Origin of the sequence: Candidatus Thioglobus autotrophicus, assembly GCF_001293165.1 — a bacterium.
In the GTDB taxonomy this organism is placed as follows: domain Bacteria; phylum Pseudomonadota; class Gammaproteobacteria; order PS1; family Pseudothioglobaceae; genus Thioglobus_A; species Thioglobus_A autotrophicus.
The window spans coordinates 1381457-1401145 of sequence record NZ_CP010552.1 but is presented as its reverse complement, the minus strand read 5'-3'; the positions used below and the strand labels follow the sequence as shown (position 1 = coordinate 1401145).

The window sequence follows — 19689 nt, the reverse complement described above, 5'->3', positions numbered from 1 at the left end:
TATTAAGTTCTAATTTTGTTAGCAGTTATAAAAAAAGCCCACATTTCTGCAGGCTTTTTTTAGGTTTTAAATATTCTTAGAAAGAGTATTTAACGCCAACTTGGATATTAGATGATTTTTCTAATTGACCAAACTGAGTATTTTCATCACCCCAGTATTTGTTGTACTCAACTGTTGCTTGAGTATCATCATCAATTGAGAATTCAGCATCTAAACGATTCCACTTACCATCATTCTCTTCAAACATAAAGATGTTGTTCCATCTATGTTCGCCTGAAGCACCAAATGGCTTAGAGAAGAATAAAGAATAAAACTCTTTATTCTTTTCAGCTTTATTAAGATTGTTAGTTAAATGCATAGTTGCTTGATCAGCAGTATATCTCCAATCAGCTGTGCCAGAATTACCAACATTTACATAATCAAGATTCATATCTTGAATAAATTGAATTGACATCATCATATTAGTCAATGCTGTCATATCGGCACCTAATACATATTTAAAACGATCACCTTTAACCATTTTTAAAGACTCTACCAAGAAACCGTGATTTAAGTCAACACCCAATCTATCTTTACGGGTAACAACAGGTGACATTACACCTTTTTGGTATAAAGCCTCACCCCTTAATACTACAGGGCCTAGCGACGCTGTTTCAATTGCAGTGTCGAATGAACCACCCAACTGAGTAATTTTATTTAGTTTTTCAACCATATTAAAAATAGCGTGTTCCTTAGTATTGTTACCAACTGTGGATCCATCACCAAGATTATTAGTTACATAGTCATTAGTCTTACTTCTAGTTTCAGTAAGAACAGCACCATCAACACTACTTGTCCAATAGGTGTCAATATATGGATTTGTATCATTACCATGTAAAGCATTTATCGAATAATTCAACCCATTGTCAGTTGTATTTTTATACCTTGTAGCAAGTGTTGGCGTTGAATCATGATCAACTAAGTATTTAGATTTAATATCTTGAAATTGTCCAAAAGTTGCAAAAGTTGCCTCCGGCATATAATGAAACGTTGAAGTTGGATTGGCTTTACCTGCAGTCCACTGGGCAGCGGTAGTATCTGAAAACAAGTTTTGAGCATTAGCATTGGCTGCACCAAGAGTAGTTTGCCCTGTAATACCACGTTCTGTAGATGCGGTATTTACAATTTTCTCCATACAAGAAGCGGTTGACGATGATCCTCCAGTACAAATACCTCTAAAATTTTGAGCAGAGGCTTGATTTGTCATAAAATCGTCAACACTTGCTTTATTAAACCCTGGTAGTGCGCCATGACCAAAACCCAAGCTTTGCCCCGCTCTTTCAAATGACCTGGCGACAACTCCCATTGCAGGGACAACGTTTAATATGCCATTAACCTTGCCAGTGATGGTGTCAACACCCTTCATAACAAATGCATTGCCAGAATCACTAAGTGAGTAATGCGTGGTCGCAGCTGTCGTCGACTCGTTTCCCATACCAGAAAAATGGCTTGATTTTCCTTCTGATACAATAAATTGCCAGTTACCGCCATCAGCAGCATCCGTTTCAGCATTAAGCATCCATACTGGCATACGGGAATCTTCCATTTGATTTTGTGCCATTTCAGAATAATCTGTTGGATTAATTGCATCTAATAGCTTCATACCATCAGCAGTACCCCAAACCACTTGCTGTTTACCAGCGCGAATTGAATAACCATTAGTCTCTGCATCAACATAAGCTTCACGAAGTGCATCGCGCTGAGTGTACGATTCATTAGAATCATAATCACCAGCACCCTTAGAATCACGCATTAAGTTTAGTTCCACATGGTACGTAGCACCCTCTTGCAATGTATCAGCCTCGCCATCAATATAGATGCGGGCTGAAGTTTCTTGTTTAAATGTATCTTTGCCATGAGAATTAGCCGTTTGAGTTGATGTCGTTGCCGCACCAATACCAATACCCGATGTGGTAAAATTGGCAGATTCATGCACGATCTTACCCGTTACCTCAGCTTCGGCAAAAGCCGTTGAAGCTGAGAATACTACTGCTAAGGCAGCTGATAATATTAAGTTTTGTTTTTTCATTTTTTCCTCTTATTTTTAAAAAGTTACTTACTGTCTTACAAAAAAAACGTCATAAGCATCACCTATGACGTTTTTAAATTTATTTTATTTTCTTAGGCATCTTCTTTAACGTACGGGTTGACCATAAATTTTTTGCTTTATATTTATGATTTACCTTGGTGACGCTTGATGGAATGAATGCCATGGTTTCATGACCAGTTGCTAGTGTTGTACCGTACCAGTAGCCCCAGTAGCTGCCACGTGGATCGTCGATACCTGCAGACACCCAAGATCTATCAATGGTTTTAACTTGCTTGCCGCCTTTGAAGTATTCAGTGCGGTAGTCAGCAAATGTTTTGGCATCGATGTAGCTTACGCGGTTGTCGTACCACCAGTTTGCATCATTAGCGGTTGATTTAAGTTTGTAAACCTCTTTACCGTCAGTAGAGCAATCTGCTTCGATTTTAGCGTTTTGTGTGTATTTATTACGCTCAACATCTTTCATTACGCCTAAACAGCCAGAAAATGTTGCTTTGCCTAATAGCTCGTGAGATTCATGCTTTGGCTTACGTAGTGTTACATCGCCAAAGGTAAAGTCTGAACCACCCCATGCATCGTCACGTGCAGGCTCGGCGAAACGACGAACTTTGCGAATTGATGGAATGAAGATTTCATATGATTGTGATTTTGCTTGATCAGAAAAATCCGTAATTAGCATTCCTGTACCTTTTAGCTTGCCTGAACGGAAAATCGCTAGATCTTGTGCATTAACACCGGCAGCGTCCGGCTCGTTGTTTAAGTAGCGTTCTAAGGTAAGGGTTAAAGGGCTTGAGTCTTTAGCTCGAAGAATAAGTGCAGTAATTTCTTTACCTTTTTTAGTAATTGCATAATTACCAAAAGAATAGAAATGATTAACAAAGTAGTTTTGCTCAGCAACATCATTAGCAGACACGCTGCCTGATGGATAAGCTAGATCTTTAGATACTACGGCTGTTGCAGCACCTGCTACAAGACTGGCTGCAACTGCAACCGATAAAGCGATTTGCTTCATACACTCTCCCCCATGGATAAGTTATAAAGTGCTTCAATATACTTTAATGAAACCTATTGTCAACACTTTTATGTCAAATTGTTACTTTTGTCTTACAGGATTATTTTTTCAAAGTGTTTCATATTGTGATTTTTTTTTGAGTGATTTAGAACGAGCAAAATGGTGTTATAATGTAAATACATCAATACATCATATTAGGAATTATTATGCACAGAGTTAATCTAACTATTGACGAAGCACTCTACGAACAAGCGCGTACGCATAGCTTCGTATCAAAGAAGTCTATCTCACAAATTATGCGTGAAAGCTTGAGTGCGTATTTAGACAGTAGCAGTAAAGCTAACCAGAAAACCAAGCTGGTTTTGGCCGCTGAAGATGAGCAAGAAATTTTGGATATTTTGGCGAAAGATGACTTTATATCTAATAATGATTTTAAGAAGAAATTTGATTTGTGAAAATAATCTACGCCAAGAAACTTGTTAAAAAGTTTGCCAAACTTGATAACAAACTTCAAAAGAAAGTTTATTCTGCCATTAACAACATTCCACAAGGTGACATTAAACGCCTTAGTGGTAAACGCACACCACCAATATACCGATTACGAATTTCCACCTATTGAATTCTATTTAATCTTGAAGATGACACTTTAAAAGTTCTAATTATCGATAGTCGTGGTGATGTTTATAAAAATATAGATAACTAGCCTAAACCTAACAATCCTTACTTATCAGGCTTGATAAAAATTTCGGAAAAAATGAAAATGGCGGTAAAATAGGCAATATTCACATATCGATTCTTGGGAGGAACGTGGAATTTAATTTATTTACTTTAGTTTTTTTAATCGCAACACTAAGTTATGTTGTGACGCTTTTGTGGCTAAACGTGCGCCAAGATAAGGCAGTAGCCACATCATTTGGCAGCGTGCCTGCTGAATTTAAAGAGAAAATTACCCTGGAGCAGCACCAAAAAGCAGCTGAATATACGCAAGCCAAACTCTCTGTTAATCATTTTGAGATTATATTTTCCACCGTAGTACTGTTAGTTTGGACACTGGGTGGCGGGCTTAATTGGCTTGATGGCGCTTGGCAAATGCAAGGATATGGTGCTCTAAATGCTGGTGTTCTCTTTATTATTAGCCTTATGGTAATAGGTAGCTTGATTGATTTGCCGTTTAGTATTTATCGCACATTTGTCTTAGAGGCTAAGTTTGGCTTTAACAAAACCAACGCCAAGACCTTTATTGGGGATTTGTTTAAAGAATTGCTGCTGATGCTAATCATTGGTTTGCCACTGATTTACGCCATTTTGTGGCTGATGAACGAGATGGGTGAGCTTTGGTGGGCTTATGTTTGGCTGGTTCTTACTGGATTTTCTTTACTGATGTTTTGGCTTTACCCTACTTATATTGCCCCAATTTTTAACAAATTTAAGCCGCTGGACAATCTTGAGCTAAAAGTCAAGATTGACAGTTTACTTATTCGCACTGGTTTTAAGAGTGATGGTGTGTTTGTAATGGACGGCTCTAAGCGCTCGGCACATGGTAATGCGTACTTTACTGGTATTGGCAAAAACAAGCGCATTGTATTTTTTGACACGCTACTTGAAGGCATGGAAGATGCAGAGGTTGAGGCTATTTTGGCGCATGAACTTGGGCATTTTCATCACAAGCATATCCGTAAGCATATGATTTCTTCTTTTACTATCTCTTTATTGGGTCTGGCGCTTCTGGGCTATTTAATTACCCAGCTGTGGTTTTTTAATGGCTTGGGTATTGAGAATCCGTCTAATCATACGGCGTTGATTTTGTTTATGCTGGTGATGCCAGTCTTTAGCTTTTTTATTGCACCGATTAATAACGCCCTATCACGCAAGCACGAATTTGAAGCGGACGCTTTTGCTGCTAAACACACACGTGCTGAAGATTTGATTTCAAGCTTGGTTAAGCTTTATCGCGACAATGCCTCTACACTCACGCCCGATAAACTCTACTCTGCTTTTCATGATTCGCATCCAAGTGCTTCTATTCGTATTAATCACCTTAAAACTGGCAATAGTTAGAGTTTTAATTTTTAAGTAAATAAGCGGTATACTTAACTGCAAAGATTAACGGAGAATATAATGAAAATACCTTTACTAGCTGTGACATTACTTGTTAGCAACTTTGCCATTGCCAATGAAGAAGGCCAGGAATTGCACGAAGAATCTTGTGTTGCTTGCCATATAGTAACCCACGATGATGCCTTCTACACTCGTGATAGCTCCAAGATGGCTACATTGTCTGATTTAAGTCGCCAAGTAAGTATGTGTACTTCAAACTTTAATCTTGGCTGGTTTCCGGATGAGGAAAAAGCAGTATTAGATTACTTAAACACTAAGTATTATAAATTCAAATAATAATTGGACTTAACACGGCGTCAAAAATGGCGCATTGAAAAAATCCAAGCTGAGCGCATTGCTCGAGCTAATCGCGTTGCTGATGATAATGAGCTAACGTCAGAATCTGACAACGCACAAACTGGATTGGTCATTACCCGCTATGGTCAGCGCCTACTGGTTGAAGCGCAATCAGGCGAGCTTTATCAATGTACTGGCAGGCGAAATATTGAACTGTCTGTTGCTGGCGATCAGGTGATTTTTCAAACCACTGATAATAACGAAGGCGTGGTGACAGCGCTATTGCCACGAGATAATTTCCTAACGCGTTCACAAAAACTTATCGCCGCTAATATTGACGAGCTGTGGCTGGTAGTGGCAATTGAGCCACATTACCAATTTGAGCTAATTGATCGATATTTGGTGGTGGCTGAAAATGCTGGATTGCCTATTAATATCGTGGTCAATAAAATTGAACTGAGTGATGATTTTGATCAAGTTAAACACGATTTTTCACTGTACGAATCTGCAGGATATTCGGTGCACTATTTGAGTGTTAAAGCCCAAACTAATGTGGCCGAATTTAAGGCTCAACTTAAGCATAAAGCACATATCTTTTTAGGACAATCTGGTGTTGGTAAATCTTCACTGATTAATGAGCTAATTCCAGATCTAAACTTGCGAGTTAACGAGATATCCACCAAGAGCAAACTTGGCAAGCACACCACCACAAACACCACGCTTTATCACATTCCATCAGGCGGTGATTTGATTGACTCACCAGGCATTCGTGAGTTTCAATTAGACAATTTAACGGATAAAGAAATTTTAAGTGGTTTTAAAGAATTTAAGCCGTTTATTGGCGAGTGCAAATTTAGAAATTGTGCGCATATCAATGAGCCAAAATGTGCGATCAAAAATGCGGTAGAAGATGGCGTCATTCATCCCAAGCGCTACCATAGCTATTTGCAACTGATTGGCGCTTAAATACAGGGTGACAGGCCTTGCCTGTCACCCTGTATTTATGTTATGATAATTTCATGGCAATACGAAAAACAACCTTTGTAGAAGATCAATATTACCATGTGTTTAATCGTGGCGTGGATAAGCGATCTATATTTAAAGATACCAAAGATATTCAATACTTTTTAAATAGGCTAGCTGATTTAAATATTGATGATTCTGGTACCAAATTCACAACGCAAAGATTTAAACGAAAGGGTGAAAAAATCCATTTCTTAGATCAACAAAAGCTAGTTTCAATTGTTGCCTATTGCCTACTCCCTAACCATTATCATTTGATCCTAAAGCAAGAATCTGAGAATGGAATTTCAAAATTTATGCAAAAACTCGGAACCAGTCACACCATGTACTTTAATGCCAAATATAAAAGATCTGGGTCGTTATTTCAGGGGAAATTTAAAGCTAATATGATTGATGGAGATTTTGGCCTGCCAGTACTCTCTGTATATGTCAATTTAAATTACATACATCATAAAATACATCCTAAAACCTCTTTGGTTAAATCAAGTATTTTTGAATACTTAGGATCTGAATCAGGTGAATATATTTGCAATAAAAATGAATTAAATGCCGTAGTTGGTGAAATCGGTAGTCGTAATGACTATCAAATATTTGCCAAACAAACCTCAAAAGTATTTGGCGATAATAAAGGATTAATAATTAAAGACACCGATATGGATAAAATTTTTGAATAATTTAACCATAATTCACCGGGTGACAGGCCTTGCCTGTCACCCGGTATTATTCCAATGAAAATTGAAATTTTAGAACAAATTAGTGATATTGATCGCAAACAGTGGAATGCGCTAATTAGTGACAACAATCCGTTTTGTAAGCATGAATTTCTAGCAGCGCTTGAGGCGCATCATTGCGTGGGTGAGAAATTCGGCTGGATTCCTAGACATATGCTTGTGAGCGAAAACCAGCAGTTAATCGGCGCTGTGATTTTGTATGAAAAATACAATAATTATGGCGAATTCGTGTTTGACCACGTTTGGCACAATGCGTACGAAAAATACGGGCTGAATTATTATCCAAAGCTCACCTCAGCCATTCCCTATACACCAGCAAGTGGCCCGCGATTTTTAGCAGCTAAAACTGACGAAAAACGTGTTTTTCCAGTGCTATTAAACGCCATTTACAAAATTTGCGAAAAAATTAATGCCAGTAGCTTTCATTGTCTTTTTTCAAACAATGAGATTGATTTTTTTAAGGAAAAATCCCTTTTTATCCGTAATGACTGTCAATTTCATTGGAAAAACCAAAAATATGCTAATTTTGAGGACTTTTTAGCCCATTTAAAGCAAAAAAAGCGCAAAAATATCCGTCAAGAGCGTTCCAAGGTGCAAAAATCAGGGGTTGTTATTCGACAATTAGATGGAAATAGCGCGACAGAGCTCGATTGGCAAAATTTCTCAAATTTTTACAATCAAACGTTCTTAGAAAAAAGCGGCACACCGACACTAAATCTTGATTTTTTCAAAACCATTGCCAAAACTATGCCCGATCAAGTATTGCTATTCTTGGCAGATTTAAAGGGCGAGTGTATCGCTGGATCGCTAATGTTTAAAAGCGATACTCATTTGTATGGACGCCACTGGGGCTGTTCGGAGCAAGTGGATTATCTGCATTTTGAGGCGTGCTATTATCAAGGCATTGAATACGCTATCAAGCACAAACTGCAAGTGTTTGAGCCTGGCGCTCAAGGCGAGCACAAAATTGCTCGAGGCTTTACGCCTACGCTTACTCAATCTGCACATTGGATTAAAGACGAGGCGTTTAAAGAGCCTATTAAGCATTTTTGCCTACAAGAGGCTGAGCATGTTGCACACTACATACAACAAGTAAACACGCATAATCCTTATAAAAACTCATGAAACAATACTCACCTTCTTGCGATCAAAACAAAGATCCGATTTTAGCGGTGATTAAACCCCTGCTTTGCAACGCCACATCCGTGTTAGAAATAGGTAGCGGCACAGGCCAGCACTGTGTGTATTTTGCCAAAGCATTGCCACATCTTGTTTGGCAAGCGAGTGACCAAGCAATATACTTAGAGAGTGTTAATGCTTGGATAGCAGATGCCCAGCTAAATAACACCCCTCAAGCGCTAGAGCTTAATGTGGATGTTAGCTGGCCAGTTGAACAATACGATGCTATTTTTTCTGCAAATACCGTGCACATTATGAGCTGGGATATGGTTATTAGCCTCTTTCAAGGGCTTGGAAAAACCCTGCTTAAAGACGGCATCTTTATTCTTTACGGGCCGTTTAATTACAATGGCGAGTACACCAGCACCAGTAATGCCAATTTTGATTTGTGGCTAGCGCAACAAAACCCACAAAGTGCGATTCGTGATTTTGAAGCACTGAACCAACTCGCCAAACAAGTGGGGTTAGTGCTTATTAAAGATTATGAAATGCCGGCGAACAATCGAATTTTGGTTTGGCAAAAGCGTTAGCTTATTCAAACTCCATTTGTTTAAAAATACGCTCTGCATTTTGTTTGTGCAACTCTCGGTAAGTGCCACGATCTCTAAACATAGATTGGTCAATATTATAAGCTTCGTACAAACCACCATCGTCATCTAGCACTTTCTCCACCTCGGCGCGCATATAAACTAAATAATCTTTAGTGAATTGAGTAGTAGTTGCTAAATCAGTTGGCTCGCCATGGCCTGGAATGATAATTTCTGGCTCTAGCGCCTCAATCTTATCCCAAGTCTCAATCCAAGCGGCGGCGTTTGTATGTGGGAAGATTGGCAGCATACGCTCATTAAAAGCGGTATCACCACTAATTAGTAGTTTTTGTTCTGGTAGCCATAGCTGAATATCATCAGGTGAATGCGAAGCGCCAATATGCATCAGCTCAATCTGAGTGTCACCCATTGGCAGGTTCATTTTCTCTTCAAAGGTGACATCTGGTCTGATGAGCTTAGTACCAATTAACTTGTCTTTTTGCACACGTTGAGCACGTGCAAAAATATCTTCGCCTCGGTGCTTAATCTCGTTATCTGCTTCCACATGCGCGATAACAATAGCACCCTGCTCCTTCCAATAATTTGAGCCTAAAATTGCATGGCCTTGTGAGTTTTCCAACACTACGTATTTAACCTTTTGGTTAGTGACTTTTTTGATCTCATCGTGCAAGGCTTTGGCCACTAAATAACTACCGCCTGCATTAAACACCAGTACGCCATCGGTCGTTACAATAAATGATAAATTGTTGTTGTGGTAGGCATTTTCGTAAGTATAAGGCTGTGTGGCGCCAATCGCAGAATAGACATTCTCTGCCACTTCCATCGGCAATCTGTACAAAATATTGCTCGGCTCATAATCACTAATTCTGACAGGATTAAGCTCTTCTTTCCAAGCAAAGAATCCATCAGCATAATTCTTAACATTGGTATAACCCATGTTTTCTAAAGTTTTGGCGGCGAGTGGCGAGCGCAAGTTACGCCCGCAATAGACAATAATTGGCGTGTCTTTTGATTTAACATGATCGGCAATTTGAAACTCTAACCAGCCACGCACAATATTAACATTTTGGCCACGTTTAATCGTGCCCGTATAATTCAGCTCAAATGGCGAGCGCACGTCAATCAGCACAACGTTTGGATCTTCGTTAAGGATTTTGTTTAATTCTTCAGTATTAATATTAACAATTTGCTTGTTGACTGATTCTAGCATTTTGTTGCCATCAATAATATCAATATCGGCTTGAGAATTTAGTGAGATAAATAAAGTGGCAATCGTTAAAATTTGTTTTAGCATAAGAGGTTATTGTTCAGGTTAATTATGGCTAATTATCACATATAGTATCGCATTGTGCTACACTTTAGCCTTATCATAATATAACTAAAGGAGAGAAGTATGAAGAAATTAACCTTGACTCTGGCATTAACCAGCGCACTTAGCATGAGTCTTGCCAATGCTCAAAATTGGAATCCTTGGAACAATACTAACTACAACAACCCTTATCCTAATAATAACAGTAGCTTTACGCCGTGGAATAACAACAGCTATTTCAACCCCTTTAGCAACACTCGCCCCTTTAACTTTAATACTGGATCGAATTCTTTTACTCCATTTAATAGTGGCCACAATTGGCAGGATAGAGGCTTCAATCCCATGGACGCTGCCAAAGCGGCAGGCAACACTTTGCAAGAGACTGTTCAATCAGTAACAGACGACGAGCCAGCTAAAATTACCCCAGAGATGTTTTTGCAAATGGTACAAATCACTGAAGTAGATGAAGGTATTAGCGGCCCAGAAGTTGATGAATCCATCAAATCCATGGCGACTAATGAATCAATTTTGCACGTGGCGATGTTTCCACTCAGTGAGCAGATTGCTAATGTAACGGGCAAGCCTTATCGCCACTTAACCATTCATAATATTTGTGACGCAGCAACTGCTGGAAAAATTGCCGATATCGATGATCGTTACGCGGTGATCTTACCTTGTCGGATTGCTGTAGTTGAAGGCAAGGACGGCAAGATTAGAATGGTGAGTATGAATGTAGATGTCATGCAGGCAATGAATCTACCTGATTCGGCGCTTGGCCCAGCTATGGATGTGGCTGAAAAAATGAGTGCGATTATTGAAGGCGCTAAAGAGGGCTCTTTCTAGCATTTTTCTAAACTCGTTAAAAAAAGCCTGCAAATTCAGGCTTTTTTTTGGCTTTGTTCTTGTGTGCAAGTATTAGGATTTTACAAAAGCCAGTCTGATTAAGTTTAACCACCCTAGAATAAATAATAGACCACCTATTGGCGTTAAAAATACCAAAGGATGATAAGCACTTGCTGTATATAAATACAAACTACCAGAAAATAAAACAATCGCCAAAGTAAATAAGACGCAGCTAAGCTTAATAATAAACAAAGGTTTGAATTGATAATAAACACACAGTACAGCCAGCACAATGGTGTGATATATTTGATAAGTGGCAGCGGTTTGAATGCGTGCCAGTTCTTTAACACTCAGCATATCAGCCAATAAGTGTACCGACATAGCGCCCGCAATAACGGCCAATGCACCACTTAAGCCAACAAAAATCCACAGTTTTTTCATTTAAAAAATAGCCCTATATCTGAGCCAACAAATTCAACATTGGCACCCCATTTTTTTGCCAAGTGTTGCATGCCGGTTTGATTGAAAAAACAAATATGAGTAGGGTCATTCTTGTAATGCCAAGTGGAAAAATCAATCCCCTTATTAAGCATGCTCGTCATGATAGCCAAAACACCGCCGGGTTTAAGCATATCGTACAAGCGGCTCAACTCTTGCCCAGGCGCCTGTAGATGTTCTGCCACCTCTGTGGCAGTTATAAAATCATATTGGTTGTTAAAGATATCTGGATTATCAGCGTAGAATTTATCAAACAAATCTACTGAGTAGCCTTTTTCTGCAAACATAAGTGACAATGTTGGCCCAGGGCCACAGCCAAAGTCGAGGCCTTTAGCATGAGGCTTCAGGTGTTTTTCAACGGCATTAAAAATTGTTGATAAAAAACGCCGATAACCAACATCATTTGGATTGTTTTGATGAAGATCATAGCGCGATTTTTCATCGATATTATTTAAATGAAAACGCTTAGGGAGAAAAACTAATTCACACTCTGAGCAACGCCAGTAGCTCGAATTTTCATTTGAATAATAAGACTGTACTTGTTTAGAGTTGCATAATGGGCAGGTGTAAACTTCAGCCATTATACAAACTCAGAAGGTCTAATTAATGTGAACAAGAACCAGAGTGGACATGACCATGCTCTAACTCATCTGCTGTTGCCTCTCTCACATTTTCAATGCTAACATTAAAGTGTAGTGTTTCACCTGCTAATGGGTGATTAGCATTAATCGTTACCGTCTCTTCATTAATTTTTTCTACACGAACGATGAATGGATTACCCTGCTCATCTTGTGATTGAAGCTCCATGCCTACTTCTATATTGTCAATACCTTGTAATGCTTCCTTTGGAATCTCTTGAATACCCTCTTCATGATGAACGCCATAGCCATCTTCAGGAGCCACTGATACATCGCAAGTTTCACCAACTTTTTTACCCTCTAAAGCCTTTTCCAAACCTGGAATAATATTACCGTGGCCTTGGATAAATGGCATAGGCTCTTTGCCTTGTGATGAGTCAATCACCTCACCCGCGTCGTTTTTTAAAGTGTAATGCATTTCAACTACGGCATCTTTTTTTACAGTCATTATTTTTCTCCTTAAGTGGCTAAAGCCTAGGTTAATTGATATAAAACCTACAAGATTGCAGGCGCCTAAAATTGGCTTGATTACTATATAGGGATGAATGTTATTTATTCAACCATCTACCCTGTGAAAACCAAACAATCCATGAGATAACAAATATACCAAATGCACTATTTTGAATCCAAGGTTCAATAGGATATTGCTTAACCATCAAAGCAAGCAGAAATAACGCCAATACCAAAAATCCAGTTTTGCATTTGATGCGATCTTTTTTTAGCTCATGCCTCTTGCAATGCAAAATTACATCAACAAGATTTTTAAAAGGGTAAATCAGTAAAAAGATAATCAGCGGTGTCAAAACCACTGATATAGCAACAGAAATAGTGCCATCTACATCCGCCTCAACAAAACCCAAATAAGCCCCTATATCCATATTAGCAAGCGTTGAGATAATCCAATCACCTGGGAACGTTGCCCAATCTATTGCTATTTGCCAAAGTTGTTCATTAGTTTGACTATCAGTGTTTAAAACTACGTCTGTATTTTTCATCTTTAAATAACTTTTATCCATTAAAAAAACGTCTATTTTATAGACGAAAAAAAAGCTCTCAATCGCTTGAAAGCCTTTAGTAATATGGTGGGGCGTGAGCGATTTGAACGCTCGACCAGCGGATTAAAAGACTTGCCTAGAACATCTAAAAACGCCCTATACCGCCCTACTAAAGCACTTTTTTATCACTTTAAAATGATATAAGGCGTTTAAAGCGGTTTCTTGTTGTCATTATGTTGCCACTTTTAATCTTTTTCAACTTTAATTAATCCGCCTTCTTGATCACCATATTACGACTCTTTGCTTCTGAAAATATTATACCAATATATCGAATGTCAGTCTACTGGACCATTCATATAAATATCAACATCCTCTCGTGTTGATCCAACCCTAACTTCATCATAATAAATCACCTGGGTTGGCAACTTAACACCCCAATCAAATTCCCACGGTTTATTGGTTACACTGTTAACAATCATTCCAGACTCTGCGTGTAAATGTGACCATCCTTTGGTATCAACATCTTTATTCTTATGCTCATCTAGCCACTTCGAAACATATGAGTTATATATTCCATATCTAAAGTTAATTTTCAATGTTTTTCTTTTGTTTCTATTTCTTAAAACTTCTTTAGTTAATACAGGTTCATTTATTTCACAATCTTTATGCTTACCGTTTACATAAATTTCAGAATATGATTTGTAATTTTCTTCATTAGTACTGTAATCAACTTTCATTAAGAAGTCCGTCCATTTCCCAATGGCATCTTCAAATTTAATCAATCTACATTTTTGCTTAGATGCGTCAAACCTAATTTTAATACCTTTCTTTCTAGCATTTATGTACCAAAGAGGCTCACCATATCCATGAATTTTTACTTGACCAAGTGTTGTATTTGTGGGGTGTAGTTGTTCAAAATCCTCAGGTAAATACATACTCCATGAGTACCAAACAACCCCTTCAGGTTTTTCAGATAAAACAGGTTTTAAATATCTTTCAATTCGTCGCCTATCATTTTCACAATCATTCCAATCCTTATCATATCCACAATCGCCATGTCGAATTTCAAATCGTTGTGACTCTTTACCTTTTCTCACAATGTCAGAACTAGTTATATAGCCATAAGGTTTTGAATGACTAATAACATGATTAATTGTTGTGTCTTTATTTACACCAATGGAATAACTATTGAGTGACAATAAAAGAAGGAAAGGCACTGATATATTCAAACGCAGCTTATTTTTTATTGATATTAATTTGAACATTATTAGCTCCTACCTACAAAGGCTTCTTAAAATAGACGTATGACTTGTTAGAAGTGTAGCTAGCTATATTTGAGTCAGTCTCGCTGTATCCTAAAACAATATTCAGGTTAAGATCGTTAATGAATTGGGTTTTAGGCTTTATAGTAAATTCAACCTTTCTCTTAGTATCGTCACGCACCACGCTGTACGTCTCATCAATACCGTCATACTCAACCTTAGATAGACCTATCAACGCTGAAACTACATCTCCAGAGGCATTAAATTGTAAGCCACGTGTTTTGTTGCTGTCACTATTTCTATCAGCTGAATATGTCGCATAAGAAACCTCTCCAAAGTAACTGACCCCGTCTTTAGGCTGTGTATTGATTCCAAACTGAAATTTCTTATCAGTGCCAGAATATGCAGAACGTGATTCAGTGTAATCAAAATCTTTAATGGTAAGTCCGTATATTCCAGTATTGCCACCATCAAGCTGATGGTATATAGTTGCATTGATACCTGTACTATCGAGCAAGTGATCGCCCTGATAATATGTCTTGTTATATAGTCCTTTAACCGTCATTAAAGAGGACGGACTAATCATAACTTCCTTGCCAAGATTAATATCAGCCGAAACTTGAGTGTTATCATGTTTATCAAAATAAGCAGTGCTAGCAATAGTTTCTACAAAATAGTCTGAATCTTTAAACGGTCTATTCTTAGTATAGTGAGTTAAATTAGCGCCCCAACTAGCTTTTGGCTTTGAGTCAACATTGTACTGAATGCCGTTGATATTAATACTGTCGATATCTGAAGACCCTGTTGGATTACTATCGTATACTAAGCTAGCACTCCATCTAACCACAGGCTCTTTCTTTGAGATTTCTTGTAGAAATAGTAAGATACTTTGCTGCACTGCAATATCATTCGGATAGTCAAGAGACTTAGTAAAGTACTCTTTTGCCCTCTTACTATCTCCAGTTAAATATAAGCACTTAGCCAGCTCAATTTGAATACGATTAATATTCTGATCAATTTCCAAAGCTGACTCAAAATATGGGATTGCTTCTTTGCAGTTACCCTTAGAACTCTCTGTAATACCTTGCTTAAACAAAGCAACGATGTCATTATTTGCCATTGCAACACCTTGTACCAAATAGAACGATATAGCTACTGATAGAATAGACTTATAATTCATATTATCTAGGCCTTGCATCCTCTGGAAGATTATTCATCATCTCATTAAATGCCCCATTCAAATCACCAATTGAAAGCTTTTGTCTACAGGCTGTTCCTATAGGGCAAAGCCCTCCGAGATCATTATTTAAGCTCATATTTGGAAAAGGAAGGAGCGGCTTATCCTGAAAGGTTTCAAACGTTGCAAAAGATGTATTACTCATATACTCAAATGCACTTGGGCCTGTATTCGCAGACACTAGATTGGTATTATATAGGCTGGTATCAGCTACTGCTGATAACAACTGAGCCCCTGAAAGCCCATTAGCTGTATTGGCTGTCAATAAGGATCCTGAGTTGTTATCCCAATTAAATACTGGCACCGCAGATGTCACTGCAGAACTTAAATTAGAATCAAAGATTTTGGCGGCCATTCCAAGATCGGGCACAATATTCAAAAATCCATTTTTCTTTCCTGTGACTGACTCGGGGCCTTTCATTACAAATGTATGTGGCTGGCCTGAGAATGTATTTATATCAGCCAAAGAAGGTGTGGCAGACAATAACTCCGCATCAACATATTTAGAGCCCTGATTAGATATCTCAATAAACCTGTTAAGATTGTTACTAGCAGTATCTTTATTATAGTTAGGTAAAATAAGTTTTCCATTTGTAGACACGCCAGCATTAGCCATTTGATCAAAATCAGCAAATGTAAGGTTGGGGATCAAAGTGAACAGCTCTTTCTTTGCATTGCTCATCTCAGCAGTCATCGCATCAACATCTGCACTTACGCCATTTATCTTTTCGTCCTTAAATGTAGATCCGTCTAATTGCTGTTGAATTATTGGCATAATCTTCTGCATATTCCTCATATCAGAAATGGTTAGCTTTAATGAATTTAACTCTTTCTGATTAAGACTCTTTACCTCTTGAAGAATAGTGTTTGTGGCTTCTAAAATATCTTTAACTTGTTGACTCTTATCGGCTATATTAGGAACTACAATCTTCCCATCTTGCATACCAATACCTTTAAAGTCTTCAGGTGTTACTGTTACATCTTGTAATACCAATCCAGAAGTAATATCTTTAATTTTATATAGACCGCCCAAACTAATCTTTCTATGACTAGGAGAAAAGGTTTGAATATTTTGTAACTGTGTTTGATCAATAGTTTTAATATCTGGTATCGATAATGCTGAATAGTTATCAAAAAATTGATTGCGTTGAACTGTTGTCTCTAATTTTGGAATATTGGTAATCGATATTACACCTGATAAGTCCATTAATTTATGCTGGATACTACTTGGCAACTCAGATCTAACAGAGTTAAAGCTGAGTACTGTTATTACAACTGCCATAATTTTTATACGCTTCATGAATCCATTATACGCTTAACAATAATAAGTCAAAATAGTCTATATGAAAAATTACTCTATCGTGAATGTGTAAAAATTCACGTGTAGTGGTCAGCCAATCTTAGGCACCCTTCAAGTTGTGTATTAACACTATCTTCACTTATCTTAAATACAAGAAAAATCACCCAATAAAGCTTGAAAATTAATTTGGCGTTGTCATTATGTTGCCACTTACTTATTTTAAGACAACACAAACAAGCCTAAAGCATTCTATATCGGCCTAAACAGCTCTATAAGACTATTGGACAACTATCCGCACTAATAAAACGCCAAAAAACGCCATACAAAAAGATTGCATGGAGTGTGTTTTAAGGGGTTTTTGAGGGTTTTAAGCGGTTTTAAGGAATTAAAACATTAAATAATATGGTGGGGCGTGAGCGATTTGAACGCTCGACCAGCGGATTAAAAGTCCGATGCTCTACCAACTGAGCTAACGCCCCCTATTGGTTTTTTCAACACTAAGTGCAAAAAGTGAAATTATACATTATCTCTATTTAAAAACAATCAAAAATTAGCCTTTATTTACCATTTCTTTTAAGCTTTTTCCCGGCTTAAAAAATGGCACGTATTTCTCCTCTACCTGTGTTCTTTCGCAGGTTTTTGGATTAATACCTTGGCGGGCTTTTCGATGTTTTTTTAAAAAACCGCCAAAACCTCTAATCTCAACCCCCTCGCCCGATACAATCGACTGGGTAATCTTTTCCAAGATACAGTCAACTGCCAATTTAACATCGGATTTTTGCAGGTTGTTATTTTCAGTTAAGGTTTGAACTAAATCGGTTTTTTTCATGATTTCACCATAAAAAAAGGCCGCCTTGTATTGCTACTCAGCGGCCTTTTCAATCAATAAGATTTACTTATCTTTTGCTTGCTTAAGTAAGTCGCCTAATGTTGAGCCTGTTGCCTCATCAGAAGATTGCTTATTGTAGTCTGCCATAGCTGCTTGCTCTTCAACTGAATCTTTAGCTTTTATACTAACTGAAACATTACGAGATCTTCTATCAACATTCATAATAACCACTTCAACTTCAGCACCCGTCTTCAACACTGTTGTTGCATCTTCAACACGTTCTTGTGAGATCTCACCCGCTTTTAAGTAGCCAGTAATATCATCAGCAAGCTGAATTACAGCGCCGCGTGGATCAACCTCTAAGATCGTACCTTTAACAATAGCGCCTTTCTTATTAGCTGATGCATACTGCATGAAGTCATCTTCAGCAAGCTGCTTAATACCTAAAGAGATACGCTCTTTTTCTGCATCAATATTAAGAATAACAACTTCTAATTCTTGACCTTTTGAATAGCTAGATACTAACTCTTCAGAAGACTGCTTATCCCAAGAGATATCAGCCAAGTGAATTAGGCCATCGATACCGCCTTGCAGGCCAACGAATAAACCAAAGTCAGTAATTGACTTAACATTAACAATAATCTTGTCGCCTTTGTTTTGTGTTGCTTCAAATGCTTCCCAAGGATTTTCTAAAGCTTGCTTCATTGACAATGAAATACGGTGCTTAGATTCTTGTACATCCAAGATAACCACGTCAACTTCTTGACCTAGCTTAACAATCTTAGAAGGGCGAGCATTGGCATTTGTCCAATCCATTTCTGAAACGTGAACCAAACCTTCAACGCCATCTTCGATGCGTACAAACGCTCCGTAATCTGTCAGGTTAGAAACAGTACCAGTTACTTTCTTGCCGATTGGTAAACGATCAGAAATACTATCCCAAGGACTGGCAGTAAGCTGCTTAAGACCTAGTGATACACGCATCTTCTCTTTATCGTAGTTAAGAACCTTAACTTTAATTTTGTCGCCAATTGTAAGCTTCTCAGATGGGTGGTTAACACGCGTCCATGAAATATCTGTAATGTGTAATAAGCCATCAACACCACCAAGATCAACAAATGCACCGTAGTCAGCCAAGTTCTTAACAATACCTTCGATCTCTTTACCTTCTTCAAGTGTTTCAAGTAATGCTTCACGATCAGCTGAGTTAGCTTCTTGCATAACTGCTTTTCTAGAAATAACGATGTTGTTTCTAACTTCGTCCATCTTGATAACGATAGCTTCAATTTCTTGACCTGTAAGGTATGAGAAATCTTTCACAGGGCGAACATCAACTAGTGAACCCGGTAAGAATGCTTTAACAACGCCAATATCAACTGTAAGACCACCTTTAACAGCGCCAGTAACAATACCTGTTACCACTTCTTTAGAATTCATTGCTGTTTCTAGTGATTGCCATAGCTTGATGCGCTTCGCATCAGCATGTGACAATAATGTATTACCCAGGCCATCGTCGATTGATTTAAGAGCGACTTCTACAATATCGCCTTCTGCAACCTCTAATTCACCTTTTGGGTTTTTAAATTCGTCTAGAGAGATAAAACCCTCTGATTTTAGTCCAACATTTACAATCGCTTTTTCACGATTAATGCTAACTACGGTACCCATTAATAAGGCACCTACTTTTACGTTTTGTTGTTCTACGCTGTTCTCAAACAGCTCAGCAAATGATTCTGACATAGTTTCTTCTTTGATATTGACCGGTAATTTTTTAGGCTATTTACGGTGTTCGCCTAATGCATATC

General features: G+C 38.0%; 20 protein-coding genes, 1 tRNA gene and 1 pseudogene. 9 read left to right on the top strand and 13 right to left on the bottom strand.

What is annotated here, in order from left to right; genetic code table 11:
- Nucleotides 1-76: 76 nt before the first annotated feature.
- Nucleotides 77-2068 (bottom strand): DUF1302 domain-containing protein, encoded by a 1992-nt coding sequence (locus SP60_RS07600; RefSeq protein WP_053952054.1) that lies wholly within the window; start codon nucleotides 2066-2068, stop codon nucleotides 77-79.
- 79 nt (nucleotides 2069-2147) lie between these two features.
- Entirely contained in the window at nucleotides 2148-3098 is a 951-nt protein-coding gene (locus SP60_RS07595) for an outer membrane lipoprotein-sorting protein (protein WP_053952053.1), read from the bottom strand.
- A 206-nt stretch (nucleotides 3099-3304) separates the two neighbouring features.
- Here SP60_RS07595 and SP60_RS07590 point away from each other — a divergent pair, with 206 nt between their 5' ends.
- From SP60_RS07590 to SP60_RS07560, 8 genes are all read left to right on the top strand, one after another.
- Nucleotides 3305-3553, top strand: a complete 249-nt coding sequence (locus SP60_RS07590) for a hypothetical protein (RefSeq protein WP_053952052.1) — start codon at nucleotides 3305-3307, stop codon at nucleotides 3551-3553.
- Nucleotides 3550-3717: a type II toxin-antitoxin system RelE family toxin gene (locus SP60_RS08410; protein WP_158403359.1), complete on the top strand. Its 168-nt coding sequence runs from the start codon at nucleotides 3550-3552 to the stop codon at nucleotides 3715-3717. The genes SP60_RS07590 and SP60_RS08410 overlap by 4 nt, the downstream gene beginning before the upstream one ends.
- A 188-nt stretch (nucleotides 3718-3905) precedes the next feature.
- Nucleotides 3906-5156 carry a M48 family metallopeptidase gene (locus SP60_RS07585; RefSeq protein WP_053952051.1) on the top strand — a complete coding sequence of 417 codons (1251 nt, stop codon included), beginning with the start codon at nucleotides 3906-3908 and terminating at the stop codon, nucleotides 5154-5156.
- An 81-nt stretch (nucleotides 5157-5237) separates the two neighbouring features.
- Entirely contained in the window at nucleotides 5238-5492 is a 255-nt protein-coding gene (locus tag SP60_RS07580; RefSeq protein WP_233487255.1) for a hypothetical protein, read from the top strand.
- Nucleotides 5493-5495: 3 nt separating this feature from the next.
- On the top strand, nucleotides 5496-6458 hold the full coding sequence (gene rsgA / locus SP60_RS07575) for a ribosome small subunit-dependent GTPase A (protein WP_053952049.1): 963 nt from the start codon (nucleotides 5496-5498) through the stop codon (nucleotides 6456-6458).
- Between the two features lie 53 nt (nucleotides 6459-6511).
- Nucleotides 6512-7189, top strand: coding sequence for a transposase (locus tag SP60_RS07570; RefSeq protein WP_053952048.1), 678 nt, complete (start codon nucleotides 6512-6514; stop codon nucleotides 7187-7189).
- Between the two features lie 54 nt (nucleotides 7190-7243).
- Nucleotides 7244-8371, top strand: coding sequence for a GNAT family N-acetyltransferase (locus tag SP60_RS07565; protein WP_053952047.1), 1128 nt, complete (start codon nucleotides 7244-7246; stop codon nucleotides 8369-8371).
- The gene (locus SP60_RS07560) at nucleotides 8368-8955 is read left to right on the top strand and encodes a DUF938 domain-containing protein (protein WP_053952046.1); all 588 of its coding nucleotides are present in this window, start codon (nucleotides 8368-8370) and stop codon (nucleotides 8953-8955) included. The genes SP60_RS07565 and SP60_RS07560 overlap by 4 nt, the downstream gene beginning before the upstream one ends.
- 1 nt (nucleotide 8956) lies before the next feature.
- Here SP60_RS07560 and SP60_RS07555 read toward each other — a convergent pair whose 3' ends face one another.
- Nucleotides 8957-10267: an MBL fold metallo-hydrolase gene (locus SP60_RS07555; protein ID WP_053952045.1), complete on the bottom strand. Its 1311-nt coding sequence runs from the start codon at nucleotides 10265-10267 to the stop codon at nucleotides 8957-8959.
- 99 nt (nucleotides 10268-10366) lie between these two features.
- Between SP60_RS07555 and SP60_RS07550 the strand changes: the two genes are divergently transcribed.
- Complete coding sequence (locus tag SP60_RS07550) at nucleotides 10367-11125, top strand: DUF302 domain-containing protein (RefSeq protein WP_053952044.1); 759 nt, start codon at nucleotides 10367-10369, stop codon at nucleotides 11123-11125.
- Nucleotides 11126-11197: 72 nt separating this feature from the next.
- Here the strand turns inward: SP60_RS07550 and SP60_RS07545 are convergent, their stop codons facing one another.
- From SP60_RS07545 to rpsA, 10 genes and pseudogenes are all read right to left on the bottom strand, one after another.
- Nucleotides 11198-11566: a DUF423 domain-containing protein gene (locus tag SP60_RS07545; protein ID WP_082319666.1), complete on the bottom strand. Its 369-nt coding sequence runs from the start codon at nucleotides 11564-11566 to the stop codon at nucleotides 11198-11200.
- A complete protein-coding gene (locus SP60_RS07540; protein ID WP_053952043.1) occupies nucleotides 11563-12204 on the bottom strand; it encodes a class I SAM-dependent methyltransferase in 642 nt (213 codons plus the stop codon). Before SP60_RS07540 ends, SP60_RS07545 begins: the two co-directional genes overlap by 4 nt.
- Before the next feature lie 22 nt (nucleotides 12205-12226).
- Entirely contained in the window at nucleotides 12227-12709 is a 483-nt protein-coding gene (locus SP60_RS07535) for an FKBP-type peptidyl-prolyl cis-trans isomerase (RefSeq protein WP_053952042.1), read from the bottom strand.
- Nucleotides 12710-12809: 100 nt separating this feature from the next.
- On the bottom strand, nucleotides 12810-13277 hold the full coding sequence (locus SP60_RS07530) for a hypothetical protein (protein ID WP_053952041.1): 468 nt from the start codon (nucleotides 13275-13277) through the stop codon (nucleotides 12810-12812).
- A gap of 314 nt (nucleotides 13278-13591) precedes the next feature.
- Entirely contained in the window at nucleotides 13592-14521 is a 930-nt protein-coding gene (locus SP60_RS07525; protein ID WP_053952040.1) for a heparin lyase I family protein, read from the bottom strand.
- Nucleotides 14522-14534: 13 nt separating this feature from the next.
- Nucleotides 14535-15698, bottom strand: a complete 1164-nt coding sequence (locus SP60_RS07520; protein ID WP_158403356.1) for a tetratricopeptide repeat protein — start codon at nucleotides 15696-15698, stop codon at nucleotides 14535-14537.
- A gap of 1 nt (nucleotide 15699) precedes the next feature.
- On the bottom strand, nucleotides 15700-17055 hold the full coding sequence (locus SP60_RS07515) for a hypothetical protein (protein ID WP_053952038.1): 1356 nt from the start codon (nucleotides 17053-17055) through the stop codon (nucleotides 15700-15702).
- A gap of 403 nt (nucleotides 17056-17458) precedes the next feature.
- A tRNA-Lys gene (locus tag SP60_RS07510) sits at nucleotides 17459-17534 on the bottom strand.
- 71 nt (nucleotides 17535-17605) lie between these two features.
- A pseudogene (locus tag SP60_RS07505) lies at nucleotides 17606-17908 on the bottom strand (HU family DNA-binding protein); the annotation flags it as partial.
- Nucleotides 17909-17947: 39 nt separating this feature from the next.
- Nucleotides 17948-19624: a 30S ribosomal protein S1 gene (gene rpsA, locus SP60_RS07500; RefSeq protein ID WP_053952036.1), complete on the bottom strand. Its 1677-nt coding sequence runs from the start codon at nucleotides 19622-19624 to the stop codon at nucleotides 17948-17950.
- Nucleotides 19625-19689 lie beyond the last annotated feature (65 nt).

Excerpts from the sequence above, each read along its gene's own strand:
- SP60_RS07600 (WP_053952054.1), bottom strand. The coding sequence starts at position 2,068 with ATGAAAAAACAAAACTTAATATTATCAGCTGCCTTAGCAGTAGTATTC.
- SP60_RS07595 (WP_053952053.1), bottom strand. The coding sequence starts at position 3,098 with ATGAAGCAAATCGCTTTATCGGTTGCAGTTGCAGCCAGTCTTGTAGCA.
- SP60_RS07590 (WP_053952052.1), top strand. The coding sequence starts at position 3,305 with ATGCACAGAGTTAATCTAACTATTGACGAAGCACTCTACGAACAAGCG.
- SP60_RS07570 (WP_053952048.1), top strand. The coding sequence starts at position 6,512 with ATGGCAATACGAAAAACAACCTTTGTAGAAGATCAATATTACCATGTG.
- SP60_RS07565 (WP_053952047.1), top strand. The coding sequence starts at position 7,244 with ATGAAAATTGAAATTTTAGAACAAATTAGTGATATTGATCGCAAACAG.
- SP60_RS07560 (WP_053952046.1), top strand. The coding sequence starts at position 8,368 with ATGAAACAATACTCACCTTCTTGCGATCAAAACAAAGATCCGATTTTA.
- SP60_RS07555 (WP_053952045.1), bottom strand. The coding sequence starts at position 10,267 with ATGCTAAAACAAATTTTAACGATTGCCACTTTATTTATCTCACTAAAT.
- SP60_RS07550 (WP_053952044.1), top strand. The coding sequence starts at position 10,367 with ATGAAGAAATTAACCTTGACTCTGGCATTAACCAGCGCACTTAGCATG.
- SP60_RS07545 (WP_082319666.1), bottom strand. The coding sequence starts at position 11,566 with ATGAAAAAACTGTGGATTTTTGTTGGCTTAAGTGGTGCATTGGCCGTT.
- SP60_RS07540 (WP_053952043.1), bottom strand. The coding sequence starts at position 12,204 with ATGGCTGAAGTTTACACCTGCCCATTATGCAACTCTAAACAAGTACAG.
- SP60_RS07535 (WP_053952042.1), bottom strand. The coding sequence starts at position 12,709 with ATGACTGTAAAAAAAGATGCCGTAGTTGAAATGCATTACACTTTAAAA.
- SP60_RS07530 (WP_053952041.1), bottom strand. The coding sequence starts at position 13,277 with ATGGATAAAAGTTATTTAAAGATGAAAAATACAGACGTAGTTTTAAAC.
- SP60_RS07525 (WP_053952040.1), bottom strand. The coding sequence starts at position 14,521 with ATGTTCAAATTAATATCAATAAAAAATAAGCTGCGTTTGAATATATCA.
- SP60_RS07520 (WP_158403356.1), bottom strand. The coding sequence starts at position 15,698 with ATGAATTATAAGTCTATTCTATCAGTAGCTATATCGTTCTATTTGGTA.
- SP60_RS07515 (WP_053952038.1), bottom strand. The coding sequence starts at position 17,055 with ATGAAGCGTATAAAAATTATGGCAGTTGTAATAACAGTACTCAGCTTT.
- rpsA (WP_053952036.1), bottom strand. The coding sequence starts at position 19,624 with ATGTCAGAATCATTTGCTGAGCTGTTTGAGAACAGCGTAGAACAACAA.